17 protein-coding genes are annotated in these 15,620 nt (G+C 57.7%); 12 read left to right on the top strand and 5 right to left on the bottom strand.

Going from position 1 to position 15,620, the window contains the following annotated elements:
- The first annotated feature begins 3 nt into the window (after positions 1 to 3).
- Positions 4 to 942: a rhodanese-related sulfurtransferase gene (locus ACN5AZ_RS15275; protein WP_419429762.1), complete on the top strand. Its 939-nt coding sequence runs from the start codon at positions 4 to 6 to the stop codon at positions 940 to 942.
- Here ACN5AZ_RS15275 and fliP read toward each other — a convergent pair.
- The 4 genes from fliP to fliF form a co-directional block, all read right to left on the bottom strand.
- Positions 939 to 1,667 carry a flagellar type III secretion system pore protein FliP gene (fliP, locus tag ACN5AZ_RS15270; protein ID WP_419429761.1) on the bottom strand — a complete coding sequence of 243 codons (729 nt, stop codon included), beginning with the start codon at positions 1,665 to 1,667 and terminating at the stop codon, positions 939 to 941. The two genes, ACN5AZ_RS15275 and fliP, sit on opposite strands and share 4 nt — an antisense overlap.
- Positions 1,668 to 1,672: 5 nt before the next feature.
- Positions 1,673 to 1,957, bottom strand: coding sequence for a FliM/FliN family flagellar motor switch protein (locus tag ACN5AZ_RS15265; protein WP_419429760.1), 285 nt, complete (start codon positions 1,955 to 1,957; stop codon positions 1,673 to 1,675).
- A complete protein-coding gene (locus ACN5AZ_RS15260; RefSeq protein ID WP_419429759.1) occupies positions 1,950 to 2,501 on the bottom strand; it encodes an ABC transporter ATP-binding protein in 552 nt (183 codons plus the stop codon). Before ACN5AZ_RS15260 ends, ACN5AZ_RS15265 begins: the two co-directional genes overlap by 8 nt.
- Positions 2,502 to 2,563: 62 nt before the next feature.
- Positions 2,564 to 4,177, bottom strand: coding sequence for a flagellar basal-body MS-ring/collar protein FliF (gene fliF / locus ACN5AZ_RS15255; RefSeq protein WP_419429865.1), 1,614 nt, complete (start codon positions 4,175 to 4,177; stop codon positions 2,564 to 2,566).
- Between the two features lie 126 nt (positions 4,178 to 4,303).
- Between fliF and ACN5AZ_RS15250 the strand changes: the two genes are divergently transcribed.
- The 6 genes from ACN5AZ_RS15250 to ACN5AZ_RS15225 all read left to right on the top strand — a co-directional run bounded on the left by ACN5AZ_RS15250 (position 4,304) and on the right by ACN5AZ_RS15225 (position 7,922).
- Entirely contained in the window at positions 4,304 to 4,807 is a 504-nt protein-coding gene (locus tag ACN5AZ_RS15250) for a flagellar basal body-associated FliL family protein (RefSeq protein WP_419429758.1), read from the top strand.
- Positions 4,808 to 4,816: 9 nt separating this feature from the next.
- Entirely contained in the window at positions 4,817 to 5,161 is a 345-nt protein-coding gene (locus tag ACN5AZ_RS15245) for a hypothetical protein (RefSeq protein ID WP_419429757.1), read from the top strand.
- Positions 5,162 to 5,170: 9 nt separating this feature from the next.
- Positions 5,171 to 5,812: a MotE family protein gene (locus ACN5AZ_RS15240; RefSeq protein WP_419429756.1), complete on the top strand. Its 642-nt coding sequence runs from the start codon at positions 5,171 to 5,173 to the stop codon at positions 5,810 to 5,812.
- A gap of 134 nt (positions 5,813 to 5,946) precedes the next feature.
- The gene (locus ACN5AZ_RS15235) at positions 5,947 to 6,495 is read left to right on the top strand and encodes a L,D-transpeptidase (protein WP_419429755.1); all 549 of its coding nucleotides are present in this window, start codon (positions 5,947 to 5,949) and stop codon (positions 6,493 to 6,495) included.
- A gap of 11 nt (positions 6,496 to 6,506) precedes the next feature.
- Positions 6,507 to 7,649, top strand: a complete 1,143-nt coding sequence (locus ACN5AZ_RS15230) for a geranylgeranyl reductase family protein (protein ID WP_419429754.1) — start codon at positions 6,507 to 6,509, stop codon at positions 7,647 to 7,649.
- Positions 7,650 to 7,724: 75 nt separating this feature from the next.
- Entirely contained in the window at positions 7,725 to 7,922 is a 198-nt protein-coding gene (locus tag ACN5AZ_RS15225; protein ID WP_419429753.1) for a hypothetical protein, read from the top strand.
- On the opposite strand, the gene ACN5AZ_RS15220 is transcribed toward ACN5AZ_RS15225, so the two are convergent.
- Positions 7,919 to 8,614, bottom strand: a complete 696-nt coding sequence (locus tag ACN5AZ_RS15220) for an arylesterase (protein WP_419429752.1) — start codon at positions 8,612 to 8,614, stop codon at positions 7,919 to 7,921. The genes ACN5AZ_RS15225 and ACN5AZ_RS15220 overlap by 4 nt on opposite strands.
- A 14-nt stretch (positions 8,615 to 8,628) precedes the next feature.
- Here ACN5AZ_RS15220 and ACN5AZ_RS15215 point away from each other — a divergent pair, with 14 nt between their 5' ends.
- The 5 genes from ACN5AZ_RS15215 to ACN5AZ_RS15195 all read left to right on the top strand — a co-directional run bounded on the left by ACN5AZ_RS15215 (position 8,629) and on the right by ACN5AZ_RS15195 (position 15,565).
- Positions 8,629 to 9,324 carry an ABC transporter ATP-binding protein gene (locus tag ACN5AZ_RS15215; protein WP_419429751.1) on the top strand — a complete coding sequence of 232 codons (696 nt, stop codon included), beginning with the start codon at positions 8,629 to 8,631 and terminating at the stop codon, positions 9,322 to 9,324.
- Positions 9,321 to 11,837, top strand: coding sequence for an ABC transporter permease (locus tag ACN5AZ_RS15210; RefSeq protein ID WP_419429750.1), 2,517 nt, complete (start codon positions 9,321 to 9,323; stop codon positions 11,835 to 11,837). The genes ACN5AZ_RS15215 and ACN5AZ_RS15210 overlap by 4 nt, the downstream gene beginning before the upstream one ends.
- Positions 11,838 to 11,956: 119 nt before the next feature.
- Positions 11,957 to 12,844: an inositol monophosphatase family protein gene (locus ACN5AZ_RS15205; RefSeq protein ID WP_419429749.1), complete on the top strand. Its 888-nt coding sequence runs from the start codon at positions 11,957 to 11,959 to the stop codon at positions 12,842 to 12,844.
- A 67-nt stretch (positions 12,845 to 12,911) separates the two neighbouring features.
- On the top strand, positions 12,912 to 14,147 hold the full coding sequence (locus ACN5AZ_RS15200) for a putative DNA modification/repair radical SAM protein (protein WP_419429748.1): 1,236 nt from the start codon (positions 12,912 to 12,914) through the stop codon (positions 14,145 to 14,147).
- Positions 14,147 to 15,565, top strand: a complete 1,419-nt coding sequence (locus tag ACN5AZ_RS15195; protein ID WP_419429747.1) for a UdgX family uracil-DNA binding protein — start codon at positions 14,147 to 14,149, stop codon at positions 15,563 to 15,565. The genes ACN5AZ_RS15200 and ACN5AZ_RS15195 overlap by 1 nt, the downstream gene beginning before the upstream one ends.
- Positions 15,566 to 15,620: the final 55 nt, after the last annotated feature.

Raw genomic sequence — 15,620 nt, 5'->3', positions numbered from 1 at the left:
GCCATGTATACCGTTTGCGCCCTGTATCACTTCACCCACTTCGCTGATCCGGCCGCCCTGCGCGCGCCCCTGCTTGACCTGTGTCAGTCCAGCCATGTGACGGGGACGCTTCTGCTGGCGCATGAGGGGATCAACGGCACCATCGCCGGGCCGAAGGCTGGAATCGATGCGGTGCTGGCACATATCCGCACCCTGCCCGGCTGCTCTGATCTGGAATGGAAACTGTCCACATCGACTGATCGCCCCTTTGCCCGAATGAAAGTGCGGTTGAAAAAGGAAATCGTTACAATGGGCCAGCCGGACGTGGACCCCAAGGCCAAGGTCGGCCACTACGTCGACCCCGCGGACTGGAATGCCCTGATCACCTCACCCGATGTGGCGGTGATCGACACCCGAAACGATTACGAAGTCGCCATCGGAACATTCGAGGGCGCCGTCGACCCTGAAACCGCGACGTTTCGCGAGTTCCCGCAATGGTGGGAAAAGAACAAGGACCGCTTCCACAACAAGCGGATCGCAATGTTCTGCACCGGCGGGATCCGCTGCGAAAAATCGACAAACTTTCTTATCGGACAAGGGGTAGAGGAGGTTTACCACCTCAAGGGGGGCATTCTGAAATACCTTGAAGAGGTTCCCGCCTCTGACAGCACATGGAACGGATCGTGCTTTGTCTTTGACGGGCGCGTCTCGGTCGATCATGGATTGGCCGAGGGGCCTCACGTGCTGTGCCACGCCTGCCGCCGCCCGATCCTGCCAGAGGATCGCGACCGCCCCGAATATGAACATGGCGTGTCGTGCCATCTGTGTGTCGACCAGACATCCGACGAGGACAAGGCCCGCTTTCGCGAGCGCCAAAAGCAGATCGCCCTGTCGCATGCCCGCGGCGAACGCCATTTGCACGCGGACGAGGATGATCACCCGATGGAGCGCGGGAACGGCTAAAAATATCCGCGCACAAGGCTTTCAGCCAGAAGGCTCCACCCATCGGCGACCACAAAGAACGCCAGCTTGAACGGCAGTGCCACAATGGCCGGCGGCACCATCATCATGCCCATGGACATCAAAACCGCTGCCACCACCAGATCGATGATCAGGAATGGCAGGAAGATCAGGAAGCCGACCTGAAAGGCGCGGGCGACCTCTGACAACATGAAGCTCGGGACCAAGACAGACAACGGTGCCTCTGGCGCCAATGTGGTGTCTGCCGCGTCCGGCCTCAGGTCTGCCATCGCCTGATATGTCTGCGGGTCGGTCCGGCCGGCCATGAAATCACGGAATGGGGCGATCCCACGAACGGCGGCCTGTTCCAGTTCGATCTCTTCCTCGATCAGGGGTTGCACGCCGTTTTCCCAAGCCTCGGTAAAGACCGGCTCCATCACGAAATAGGTCAGAAACAACGCCAGACTGACGATCAGCATGTTTGGCGGGGACTGCTGCAAGCCCACGGCCTGCCGCAAGATGGATAGAACAGTCACCATAAACGGAAAGCAGGTGATCATGATCGCGATGCCCGGCGCAAGGCTGAGCAGTGTGATCAGGGCAATCAGTTGCACCGAGGTCGCAGTCACGGAACCGCCATCCCCCACATCAATGGCGATGGACTGCGCCGTTGCGGGGTGGGCGATCAACAGCCCCCACGCCAAGGCCAGGACAATGCAAAAGCGCACAGTCGTCAGGCCGGGCTTTGCAAATCGACAACTTCGGTCAGGCGCACGGCAAGTTGCCCTTGCCCGTCACCCTCGACGACTTCGAGCACCCCAATCCCGATCAGTTTTTCGCCCACATACAATTCGACAGGATCATCGAGCTGTTTGTCGAGGCTCAAAACCGACCCTTCGTTCAGCTGCAAAAGTTCGCGAACCAATGGGCGGGCTTTGCCAACGGAAACGGTGATTTCGATTGGCACCGATGTAAAAGGTGTCGCCCCCGAAGACTGACTGGGCTGCGGATTATCCATGGTTAAATTTCCTTTGGTTTTCGTAGGCAAAGCCTTGAACGGCCTCGATGACAGAGGCGATCAATTCCCCCAGATCAATCTGGCGCTCCTGTTCACCGAACCGAATATCGGCCTGTTCGTCGGACAACGTGTCATCGGGCACCAAGCGCAGGGGAAACCCGAAATCCCCGTCCAACAGTTCTGACACGGCTTCCAGCTTGTTCGGTGAAACAGCAATTTCGACCGCGGCGCCGCCGATTTCAGCGGTCAGCTGTTCCAGCTGCTCTGCAATATGAACGCCCAGCGCCGCACGGGCGACCTGCGGGAGCAGCACCGTGACCATCTCGTTCAGCAACGGATTGACCGCCTTCATCATCTGGCCGTAAGCCTCGTGATATGTGAACGACAGATCCTGCAGATGCTGCCCCAATCCCGCGCTTAAATGGCTACGCTCATCGCTGTACGCTTTGACAGCATCATCCCAGCCCGCCCGATAGCCTTTTTCAAAGGCTTCCAGTTTTTGCCCCTCTACCTCTGATTCATTCACCATGTTTTCGGTGGGCATTGGGGCGTCATCGGGAGCCGGCCGGCCCAATCCGAAATCTTCAAGCAGATCCTGAAGCGCGGTCAACTTGCCTTCTCCCGATCATCCTCAAGCCAACTGCGCAGAATCTCGACCGTTTCTGTCTTCCGCTCCTCAATCAGGTTGCGAAGGCGGTCCACTGGATCATCGTCTGATCCGCCGTCGAAATCGCCCATGCCAAGCCCGCTGAAATCCGGCCCGTCTCCCATCATCGGCAAATCTCCAAAGCCACCGAGCGGTTCAATTTCCCCATCCAAAGCAGGGCCAGCGTCCGCGTTCATGTCACCTTCTGGCGCAGGCAGAGCGGCCGCACTCTCAGCCCCTGCGACCTGGCCGCTTGCCAAAACCGGACGCACAACGAACAGACCAAGGATCAACGCCACCGACGCCAACACCCCGATCTGGATCAAACGCATTGTATCAATGGCACCGGTGAAAATGCCCGGCTCGACCGGACCGGTGCCAAGCCCCTCTGGACGCTCAAACGGCAGCGAGCGGAGAGTGATGTCATCACCGCGCGCTTCGTCGAAGCCCACGGCTGACGCCACAAGATCCCTCAGCGCATCCAGTTCTTCCTGAGGTAGCGGCACAAAGGTTTGCCCACCATTCCCGTCGTCCTCATAGGTTCCGTTTACCAAGACGGCGACAGTCAGGCGTTTGATTGCACCGGGAACACGCGTGATTTCTCGCGTGGTCTCTGAGACCTCGTAGTTAATGCGCTCGCGCGTATCGTTGCTCTGCGCAGAGGAATTGTCGCCCCCCCCAGCGTTGCCGTCTGGCAAGTTGGACGCCACGGTCACATCGCCCCCGCCCTGATTTTGGGAGGTGTCCGAGCTTTCTTCGGTATCGGTGGAAATCACCACACGACCTTCGGGATCAAAGCTGCGCTCACGGATCAGCTCGCTTTCCGTGACGGTGTCTACACTGACTTCGACGACGGCATTCCCCTGCCCGACGCGTGCTTCCATCAGCCGTTGAACCCGATCACGGAGCAAAGTCGCTTTGTCGTCCGCGCTTGGACCGCCTGTGGCATCATCTTCCGCCGCGATCAGCCCGCCATTGCCGTCAATGACAGACACGCTTTCGGGTTCAAGGCCTGGCACCGCTGAGGCGACAAGGAACTTCAAAGCGCGCGCCTGTGTAACTGAAAGGGTTCCGCCCGTCGTGGTGACCGAGATTGACGCCGTTGGCGAAACATCCCTTTGAAACGGGTTCGCACTGCTATTCGCAATGTGCACGCGGGCGCTGGCGATTAATGGATTCGACACAATTGTACGTGCCAGCTCGCCCTCTTTTGCACGCCAGTAAGCTGCATCGAACATCTGGCTGGTCGTTCCGAACCCCGACAAGCCGTCCAGCAACTCATACCCCTGCCCGCTGTTCGCAGGCATCCCCTCACTGGCGAGGGTAAGCCGAAGCGAATCGCGGTCCGCCTCGGGTACGAAGATTGCAGCCCCACGGACGTCGTACTGAACTCCCCGCGCTTCGAGCGCTTTAACCACATCTCCCGCAGCGCCGTTTTCCAAACCAGCATAAAGCAACGCGTAATTCGGCGACGAGGCCAAGCGCGCAAGCCCCCATACCGCCAACACCATCGCAAACGTAGCCCCTAGGACAACAATACGTTGCCGCCCGCCCAAGGCACCCCAACTGTTCATAATCTGGTTCAAACCGACCTCCGTCCAAACATTCTGTTCGGTGGTCCGACTTTTGCCCCACTCCGCTTAACAATCAGTTAGCCCCTTTGCGCTAATTTCGCTCCGAGTCTGGAAAAGAGGTTCACTATGTCGGACGCGGCACTCGACGAAGAAAATGTCGATGAAAGCAAATCTTCTAAATTGCCGATTATTATCGGTTTGGTGCTTGCTCTCTTGGGCGGGGGCGGTGGCTTTTTCGCCGTACAATCCGGTATTGTCGGAGGTACTTCCGAAGAAGCGCCTCAAACAGAAGTCGAGGAAACTGAGGAAATTGAGACATTCGATGTTCCAGACGTTACTTTTATCGAAATTCCACAGATTGTTGTTTCTTTGCCGCCCGGCTTGTCAGCCAAACACCTGAGATTTCGAGCAAGTATGGAGGTTCCCTCCCAATATGCTGTTGAAGTGGAAACCTTGATGCCCCGTATTCAGGATGTACTGAACGGCTATCTGCGCGCCCTTGATCCGCAGGAGTTTGAAAAGGTTGGCATTCTAATTAAGTTGCGCGGCCAAATGCTTCGCAGACTCAAAGTCGTAGCCGGGGAAGGGCGCGTGAGGGATCTATTGGTCCTCGAATTCGTGCTTAATTAGGGTGTCATAATGGAATTAATTGCTGACATAATGTTGGTTGCAGGCGCTTTGGGCGCAGGTTTCTACTGCTTCGTGCTGAGCAGACGTCTCAGCAAGTTTACGGATCTTGAAAAAGGTGTAGGGGGCGCTGTCGCTGTTTTGTCAGCACAGGTTGACGATCTAACCCGTACGTTGACATCGGCGCAAGACAGCGCTGGGGAATCGTCTCGTTCTCTCGAAGAATTAACGGAACGCGCAGAAGATGCAGCGCGTCGATTGGAGCTTTTGGTGGCCTCCATGCACGATTTACCGAACACCCCGAATCCGGAAGACGAAACGGTTGAACCCATCTTTCGGCGACGTTCCAGGAGTTAAATCAGGCCGATGGCTAAAAAAACCCCTTCTAAACCCTCCACTACGACGTCGAAAGGCCGTCAACGCGGAGCACTTGCGGCAATCGGCTTTTTGCTGCTTCTTTCAGCTCTCACGCGAGCGGGCGTGGGAGCATCGCAAGCCTTGGCGAAGACCGAGACTGATGAAACTATCATCGAAGCCAACGAAACTTCCGAACCACCCGCCGATATTCTAGACACGCCGATACGTCTTATGACTATTGAAGACGATGATTTGATGCCCCTTCTGCAGTTGCTCAAAGATCGTGAAGCAAAATTGGAAGAGCGAGAACAGAATTACGCTGCGCGCAAAGAGACCTTGGAAAAATTCGAGGCTGAAATGCGGGTTAAACTGGAACAGCTTAAAGAAATAGAACGTCGCGTGTCTGAGACCTACCAAGCCGCGACAGAGGCGGCAGAAGGTGATTTGAACCAGCTCACAGAAGTCTATACCAATATGAAGCCCAAGCAGGCAGCGGCAGTTTTTGCTGAGATGGATCCCGAGTTCGCAGCCGGCTTTCTTGGTCGTATGCGGTCTGATTCGGCCGCAGCAATACTTGCAGGAATGGATCCGAAGCAGGCGTATCTCATCAGCGCGATTTTGGCAGGACGAAACGCCGATGTCCCTGACTGAGTAATATAGTTGCAAATGCGTCACAACACTGCCGCTGCCCACGCGCTTGTTACCGACGTTTTCGACCCGTCGGGATTGCTTTTTAGATTACGGGAGGCCATTCCGGTAAGGTCTGCCACGAAACGAGTACCGTCATGATCACACGCCGTACATTCGCTGCCGCTGCAGCCGCGACCCTTGCAAGCCCTGCGATTGCGTTTGAAGTCGATCCTATCTTCAAACCTCAGCGCGTTAGTATGAAAGCCGACGCAGCCGCTGGTCAGATCTTCATCCTGCCACGTGCGCACTTCCTGTACTACATCGACGAGCCCGGCTCTGCGATGCGTTACGGTGTTGGCTTCGGCAAGGCCGGTCAGGCAATTTCCGGCGAGTTTTACGTGGGCGGAAAAAAGGAATGGCCGACATGGCGCCCGACAAACGCCATGATCGAACGCGATCCGACCGCATATAGCAAATTTATCGATAACGATTATGTTCAACCGGGCGGGCCGGGGAATCCTCTCGGAGCCCGAGCGCTGTATCTGTATCGCGACGGCCGTTACACGTTTAACGCGATCCACGGAACAACAGCCCCGCGTTCTATCGGGAAATCTGTGTCCAACGGATGTGTTCGCCTGATCAACGAACATGTCATGGATCTTTACCCACGCGTTCCCGTCGGCACTAAAGTTACCGTTTTGTGAAAGCCTCGGACTTGGTTCGTTATGACCTTGTTGTCGTTGGCGCAGGTCCTGCCGGAAGCGCCGCGGCAGCTATCGCAGCGAAGTCAGGGCTTAAAACCGCATTAGTCGACAAAAAAAGGTTTCCGCGTGATAAGCTTTGCGGCGGGGGTCTCACAGTGCGTGCGACCCAGATCTTTTCGGAAATATTCGATGAAACCCTGCCCGCCATCGATATGGAGGTGCGTGACAGTTTCGAGTTTTACGCCTTCGGCGAGGCGTTAGGCACGGAGCGCAAGGCCCCTCCCATCCATCTTTGTATGCGGAGGGATTTGGATGCTTATTTGCTCGATCGCGCTATCCAGTTTGGGGCTGATACATACACCGGACAGACGATTGAAGTAGTACCTGATAAGCTACTGGTTCGCGTGGGTGAGATAACCATTTCTGCACAGACGATCATCGCAGCAGACGGCGTGAACAGCCCAACAGCGAAAACGCTTTTTGGAACAGCCTTTGACCGCAAGACCATCGGCTTCGCATTAGAGGTGGAGCGACCGGTTCCCGGGGCGAATACCCCCTTGCGCATTGATTTTGGCGCCGCCGAGTGGGGATATGGATGGCAATTCCCTAAAACCAAAACCATTACGATTGGCCTCGGGGGACTTATGTCCGAAAATGCCTCCATGAAATCAGCGCTGTCTGACTACCTAGAGCGCCTAGGCTGTAAGGAAGACGTGACCGTAAAAGGCCAATTTTTACCCTTTGGTACATTCCGTTCAGTTCCCGGACGCGGCCGTGTATTACTCGTTGGAGATGCTGCAGGGCTGGTTGATCCGATCACCGGTGAGGGAATCGGATACGCCATGCACAGCGGTCGCTTGGCCGCAGAAGCGGCGGTGCAGGCTCTAACCTGCGGTCAAGCCGACAAAGCTCTCCCCATCTATCGCAAATCGCTTCGCCCCATTCACAAAGAGCTGCGCCAAGCACGTTTGTTACGCCAATTAATGTTCCGTAAAGCTTTAAGGCAAACCTTTGTCCGCGGCTTCAAAAACTCGAAGTTCCTGAAACGCATGTTTCTTCAATTACTTGCCGGCGAAACGACTTATACTAACATACTGTATAGGATGCTGTTGCGCCTGCCACGTTTGGCCTTACGTGCAATAATTGCCCGATAAAGACCTTATACTGGTCTCAAGAAATTAACGACTTGGTAGTAGAATTCTCCTACGTTGCAGCGGAGGGAGAACAAAATGGCCATAGTCGCACTCACATTTGGCAGCGTTGTTGGGGTGGTTTTTGCACTCACGTCTTGGCTGATGTTTGACGCTTCCGTCTTGATGGGAATCACGACCTATTTCGTTAGCTCTTTGTCTATCGGCATGGCGCTCATCCTGTTCGGCATGGCAACTCCGCCCGCGCCACCGAATCCAAACAGAGTGATCGCTTAGTCTTCTCCACGCCCAGAAATACGTAGCAACAGCTCCTCAACTTTTGGTCCGACTTCGGCAACGATCTTTTGGACGCCGACTGCATTCGGGTGAATGCCATCCGCCTGCATGAATTCGCTTACTGCGGCAGGCGTGTCGCCGTTCTCCATAATCCCTGCAAAAAATTGCTCCGAAAATACAGTGCCGTAGTCCTCAGCGAGATCCGGGTACAGCGCATCAAACCTCGCTTTGTAATCCTGGCCGTAGTTGCCGGGCGCTGACATGCCGATCAGCAAGACCTCAACTTCATTCTCCTCCGCCACGTCCAAGATACCAGAGATGTTTTCTCGTGACGTATCGGGATCAATCCCGCGCAACAAATCGTTACCGCCCAAAGTAACGATCATTCCGTCAATATCCGGGGTCAAAGACCACGCAACACGGGACAACCCGCCAGCGGTCGTATCACCGGACACACCCCCGTTCACAATCTGAACATCATGCCCTTGTTCCGAAAGCCATTTTTCCAACTGAGGTACAAATCCGGCTTCAGCAGGCAGGCCATAGCCTTGCGTCAGGCTATCGCCCAAAGCCAACAAATGCATGGTGTCCGCTTGTGCGCTCTGGCCCAACGTCAACCAAATGGTCACCATCACGGCCGACCATGCCTTGCTGCGGGGAAGGATGACCCCATATCCTTGTGCGGAAACCATACTAGAGCGTCCTTATGCCCGATTCAGTCCTGTCCCTCCAACATGTCACCTTAAGCCTGCGGGGCAATGCCGGGATGGTAAAAATCCTCCATGGCATCGATCTGGAGGTTGCTGCGGGTGAAACCTTGGGGCTCGTTGGACCGTCGGGTTCGGGGAAATCGTCACTGTTGATGATCATGGGCGGGCTGGAACGGGCCACGACCGGGCAGGTCACAGCCTTGGGACAAGAGCTGACCATGATGGATGAGGATGCCCTGGCCCGTTTCCGGCGTGACAACATGGGCGTCGTGTTTCAGCGCTTCCATCTGATCCCGACGATGACCGCGCTGGAAAACGTCGCCACACCTCTGGAACTTGCAGGCGAACGCGACGCTTTTGACCGAGCCCGGGGTATGCTGGATAAGGTCGGGCTTGCCCATCGTGGCGATCATTACCCGGCACAAATGTCTGGTGGCGAACAACAGAGGGTGGCCTTGGCACGGGCACTTGCGCCCCGCCCTCGCATCCTTTTGGCGGACGAGCCGACCGGCAATCTGGACGGTGCAAATGGGCAGGCCATCACCGATCTGCTGTTCGAATTGTCACAGGCGCATGGGGCAACTTTGGTCCTTGTGACCCACGCCCCCGAGCTTGCAGCACTTTGCGACCGGACCGTCCGGCTGCGCGACGGGCTGATTGCTACCGCCGCCGCGGTAGAGGCCGCAGAATGACGCTGGCGGTTGCAAGCCGTTTCGCGCGTCGTGAACTTCGGGGAGGACTCGGCGGGTTTCGCATCTTTTTGGCCTGTCTGGCGCTTGGGGTCGCCGCCATCGCTGGCGTGGGCTCCGTGCGCTCGGCGATTCAGGCTGGCCTACAGGATCAGGGGGCGATTTTGTTGGGTGGCGATGCGCAGGCCGAATTCACCTACCGCTTCGCCAATGACGAAGAACGCGCCTACCTTGAATCGATTTCGACGGACATGTCCGAGATCACAGATTTCCGGTCTATGGCCACGGTGACCCGCGATGGCGAAACCGAACGGGGTTTGACGCAGGTAAAGTCGGTGGATTCGGCCTACCCTCTGCTGGGTGAAATGGTGCTGGATCCCGATATCTCGCTAAGCGAAGCCCTAGACAATCGCGGTGGCGTGATGGCGCCCGTTCTGGCGGATCGACTGGGCCTGCAGATCGGCGATGACTTTCGACTGGGCGAGGCCGAGTTTACCTTGCGCGCGCGTATCGTCACGGAACCTGACGATGCTGGCGATGGATTTGGCTTGGGGCCTCGGACCATCGTCAGAACGTCTGATCTGGAAGGGTCCGGCCTTTTGTCTGCGGGGTCTTTGTTCGAGACCGAATACAGGCTTCTTTTGCCCGAAGGCACCAATCTGGACGAGGCGCGCGCTGAGGCCGAGGCTCTTTACGAAGACAGCGGCTTAAGGTGGCGGGATTCGCGACGCGGAGCACCGGGTGTGGCCCGTTTCGTCGACCGTCTGGCCAGTTTCCTCGTGCTGGTTGGCTTATCTGGGCTGGCGGTTGGCGGCATTGGAGTATCCGCCGCTGTCAGGGCCTACCTCGCCAATAAAACGACAGTCATCGCGACGCTCAGAACCCTCGGCGCGTCGCGGCAAACGATCTTTCTGACGTATTTTATCCAGATTGGCGCGCTGTCCCTGCTGGGCATTGCGATCGGCTTGTTGTTGGGCGCGGGCGTGCCGCTTTTGCTGTCCCCTGTGATCGCCACAGCATTGCCCATCCCCACTGTTTTCACCATTTACCCCGCCCCTTTGATGGAGGCCGCGCTTTATGGTGTTCTGACCGCATTGCTTTTCACGTTATGGCCCCTGGCCCGCGCCGAGGAGGTCCGCGCAGCCACCCTGTTCCGTGACGCGCTGGACGGGGCGAAACCGCTGCCCGCGACACGCTATGTCATTGCGACCGTACTTCTTATGACGGGCTTGGTCGGCACCGCCGCGCTGTTTTCCGGTGACCTGTGGCTTACGTTTTCGACCGCCGGTGGCATTTTTGGTGCGCTTATCCTTTTGGTCGGCGCGGCTTGGCTGCTGCGATGGGCAGCACGCCACGCAACCGGCCTGACACGCGGGCGACCGGCATGGCGATGGGCGCTGTCCAGCATCGGGGGTCCGCGCGAAAGTGCCTCTGCCGTCGTGCTATCGCTGGGTCTTGGGCTGGCCGTTCTGGCATCAATCGGGCAGATTGACGGAAATTTCCGGTCTGCGATTGAACGTGATCTGCCGGACCGTGCACCGTCTTATTTCTTTGTCGACATCCAGCAAAACCAGATGGACGGTTTCTTGGAGCGCGTCGAAAATGACCCCGCTGTCAGTCGCGTCGACAGCGCGCCAATGATGCGCGGGATCATCACCCGCATTAACGGCCAGAACGCGCGGGACGTTGCAGGCGAACACTGGGTCGTGCGCGGAGATCGCGGTATCACCTATGCGGCCCAACCCGATAGCCGAACCACTGTCACCGGTGGCACCTGGTGGCCAGACGGATATACCGGCCCGCCACAGGTGAGCTTTGCCGCCGAAGAGGCCGAAGAAATCGGTCTGAAATTGGGCGATACGATCACCATCAACATCCTCGGGCGCGACATCACTGCCACCGTGACCTCCTTCCGTGAGGTGGATTTTTCCACCGCTGGCATCGGATTTGTGCTCACCCTCAATCCCGCAGCGGTCGCAGGTGCGCCACACACCTTCATCTCGACCGTCTACGCCGAGCCCGAGGCAGAGGCGCAGATCCTGCGGGATTTGGCCGACGCTTACCCCAACATCACCGCCATCCGCGTAAAGGACGCCATCGACAGGGTGTCAGAGTTGCTGGATGGCATTGCAAGCGCGGTGCGCTGGGGTGCCGCCGCCACCTTGCTGACCGGTTTCCTTGTGCTGATCGGCGCCGCAGCGGCAGGCGAAACCGCTCGCACTTACGAGGCAGCGGTTCTCAAAACGCTTGGCGCATCACGCGGCAGGATCTTGCAAAGCTTTGCGATTCGCTCTGCCCTGCTTGGGGCGGGAGCCGGATTGGTGGCCTTGCTCGCCGGTATCACCGGCGGATGGGCGATCATGACCTTTGTGATGGAAAGCGATTTCGCAGTGGTCTGGTCCAACGCAATCGGCGTCGTTCTGGGCGGTATCCTTGCCACCTTGCTGGCCAGTCTGCTGTTTGCTTGGCGGCCTTTGTCTGTCCGCCCCGCCGCCGTCCTCCGCGCAAGCGAATAAATCGCGCGGCACCCCTGCGAAAACGCCGGGGTGCCGCGATTGTGGCCCGGTTCCCCTTGATCCCCGGTGATGGCGCTGGCAGGTCTATGCGCATCTGCAGCAAACGCCGGACTTAACGAATGACCGATACGCTTCCCGTACCCGTGACCGCCCCTTTGACCATGGCGCAACGCGCCCAGATCCTGAATCTGGTGCGCCGCGCTGCCAAGGCGGAAATCCTGCCGCGGTTCCGCAAGCTGTCTGCCCATGAAGTCGCCACCAAGACCGGCATCCATGACATCGTGACCGAGGCCGATAAAGGGGCCGAGGCCATGATCACCCGCGCGCTGCAGATCATGTTCCCAAGCGCCCTGATCATCGGTGAAGAGGCCGCCTCGGACTCGCCAGACATCCTCGACAAAATTCCGGAGGCAGAGCTGTGCTTCACCATTGATCCGGTGGACGGCACATGGAACTACGCCAAGGGGCTGCCGCTGTTCGGGGTCATGCTGTCGGTGCTGCGCTACGGCCGTCCCGTCTATGGGCTACTATATGATCCGATGGTAAACGATTTCATTACCGCTGCTGCCGGAGATCCTGCAGAACTTGTGATGCCCCGGAACCTTCGCCGGCCCGTCCGCACCTCCGCCGGTGGCAAAATCGAAGATCTTGTTGGCTTTATTCCCCTGTCTTTGATTCCGGAGGACAAGCGTGCTCAAATGGCGGGGCTGTTTCCCCGGTTTGCCCGCGTCACCTCGCTTCGTTGTGCGTGTCACGAGGCGCGCATGGTCGCATCCGGAAATGCGGACTTCGTGCTTTTCGCCAAGCTGACACCTTGGGACCAACCCGCTGGCGTTGTCGCAATTCAACAGGCGGGCGGCCATGTGGCCATGTTGGACGGCTCGGACTACACGGCAGACCTATCAACGGGCTATCTGCTCGCCGCATCCGATGCAGCCACATGGGGCAAACTTCGCGACCAGTTCGATTTCCTGCTCGACCGGCCGACAGATTCGCCTGCGGCATAAAGACCATCCTGAAAAAGGCGTATGTTCTCCCCTTGTTCACACAGATTAGTGAACATAAAATGAACACATGTCTGGAAAAACGCTCGAACAGAAGCTGGAGATTCTCTCCGACGCCGCGAAATATGATGCCTCCTGCGCGTCCAGTGGGGGGCAAAAACGCGATTCCCGCGACGGCAAAGGGCTGGGCAGCACGACAGGGTCCGGCATCTGTCACGCCTATGCACCGGACGGGCGCTGCATATCCCTGCTGAAAATTCTTATGACAAATTTCTGCATTTACGATTGTGCCTATTGCATCAATCGGGTCAGCAGCAACGTCGAACGGGCGCGATTTTCCCCCGATGAGGTCGTTCACCTCACATTGGAATTCTACCGGCGCAACTACATCGAAGGTCTGTTTTTGTCCTCAGGCATCATCCGCTCTCCCGATGACACGATGCAGGATATGGTGCGGATCGCGCAAAGCCTGCGGCAAGAACACCATTTCCGCGGATATATCCATCTGAAAACCATTCCGGACGCGGACCCAAAACTGATCGAGCAAGCGGGCCAGTATGCGGACCGTTTGTCCATCAATGTCGAATTGCCGACGGACAGCGCCGTCAAAGATTACGCTCCGGAAAAATCACCTGATCAGATCCGTCGCGCTATGGCCGATGTCCGCGTGCTGAAAGAAACCGCCAAAGAGCGCAGCCACACTGGTCGCAAAGCCCCGAAATTCGCGCCCGCTGGCCAGTCCACACAGATGATTGTGGGCGCGGATGGCGCATCTGACAGCACGATTCTCCAAAGCTCCACAAGGCTTTACAGCTCGTACAAGCTGAAACGGGTGTATTACTCGGCCTTCTCGCCAATTCCGGACGCCACCGCGAAATTGCCTTTGGTAAAGCCGCCGCTGATCCGCGAACATCGGCTGTATCAGGCCGATTGGTTGATGCGGTTTTACGGGTTTGATGCGCAGGAAATTACCGCCAACAGCGCCAATGGAAACCTTGATCTCGACGTCGACCCAAAGCTCGCCTGGGCCTTGGCAAACCGACATCTCTTTCCTGTCGATGTCAATCGTGCGCCAAAAGAAACGCTTCTACGTATTCCCGGTTTCGGCCTGAAAACCGTTCAAAGGATCATAACCACCCGCCGCCACCGAACCTTGCGGTATGACGACCTGCGCCGCATGGGGGCCAACCTGAAGAATGCCAAACCCTTTATTAACGCCCTTGATTGGACGCCGCGCAAACTGACCGATACCATTGATTTGCGCGCCCGCTTCGCGCCCCCACCGGAACAACTTTCTCTGTTCTGATGTACACGGTTCAACTTCCGACAATCGGGACGTATCAGGCGTGGCGGGACAAGGCGCGCGCGCTCATATCTGCCTCGGTCCCGCCTGAAGAAATTTTGTGGACCCACGGGGCCCAAGCGGATGACCTCTTTGCCGGCAGCAACGACCTGCCCGAAGGCGGCCGCCATATCACCGTGGCCAAATCTTTCATATCGCTGGCCAATTTGGCCGTATGGCACAGCGACCCACAAAGGTTTGCTCGGCTATATGATCTTTTGTGGATCCTTCAAACGGACAAAGCCCGCCTGAACGACAAGGCCGACCCCCGCGTGGAACGCTTGACGAAAATGGCCAAGGAAGTCAGCCGCGACAAACACAAAATGACCGCCTTCGTGCGCTTTCGCGACATCTCGGGTCCGGGCGCAAACCGGCGCCAATTCGCAGCATGGTTCGAACCCTCCCACTTCATCGCGGAACCGACAGCGCCTTTCTTCGCGACGCGGTTCGGCGACATGGACTGGATCATCTATACGCCGGACGTCACTGTGCAGTTCGACGGCCAGATCACCCTAAGCGAGGGCACGGAAAAGCCCCCCTTGCCCGAGGACGCGACAGAAGACCTCTGGCGCACCTATTTCAGATCGATCTTCAATCCGGCCCGCCTGAAACCAAAGGCCATGCAGGCCGAAATGCCCAAGAAATACTGGAAAAACCTGCCCGAGGCACAGCTGATCCCGGACATGATCGCCACAGCGGAAAAGCGCGCGAGAGAGATGGCCGCAAAAGCTCCGACGCTCGCTCCCGCCCGCGCAGCCCCGATTCTTGACCGCCTTCATGCCCAACAAAAGGAACGCATGGCCACGCAGGACCAATTCCTGACCGCGTTAAATGGCTGCCGCCGCTGCCCGCTGTGGGAGAACGCCACTCAACCGGTCCCCGGCGAGGGCCCCCTCGACGCGCGCCTCATGTGTGTCGGGGAACAACCCGGCGACACCGAGGACCTCACCGGCCGCCCCTTCATGGGCCCCGCAGGACAAATCTTCGATGCAGGCCTCGCGCAGGCGGGCATCCAACGACCGCAAATCTACGTCACAAACGCGGTCAAACATTTCAAATTCAAACCACGTGGCAAACAGCGCCTGCACCAGAACCCTGACAGTTCCGAAATCCATCACTGCAAATGGTGGCTCGATCTCGAAATCGAACGGGTCAAACCCGCGCTTTTGCTCGCCCTCGGTGGCACCGCGGTCCAAAGCCTCACCGGCTCCCGCAAAGACCTTTTGAAACGGCGGGGCGGGGTTGAGCCATCCACCTCAGGCATTCCCACCTTCATAACCGTCCACCCCAGCTACATTCTGCGCCTCCCGGACCCAACACAGCGCGCCGAAGAAACCGAACGCTTCCATCAGGATCTGCGACACGCGGCCCAGCTATACTGAGCCGCGCTTTTCCTTGGCGAAATACCTCGGGGGAACCCCCGCAAGGGGGTGGGGG

Origin of the sequence: Sagittula sp. SSi028 (assembly GCF_048553715.1) — a bacterium.
Taxonomy (GTDB): domain Bacteria; phylum Pseudomonadota; class Alphaproteobacteria; order Rhodobacterales; family Rhodobacteraceae; genus Sagittula.
This window is presented reverse-complemented; position numbering and strand designations above follow the sequence as displayed.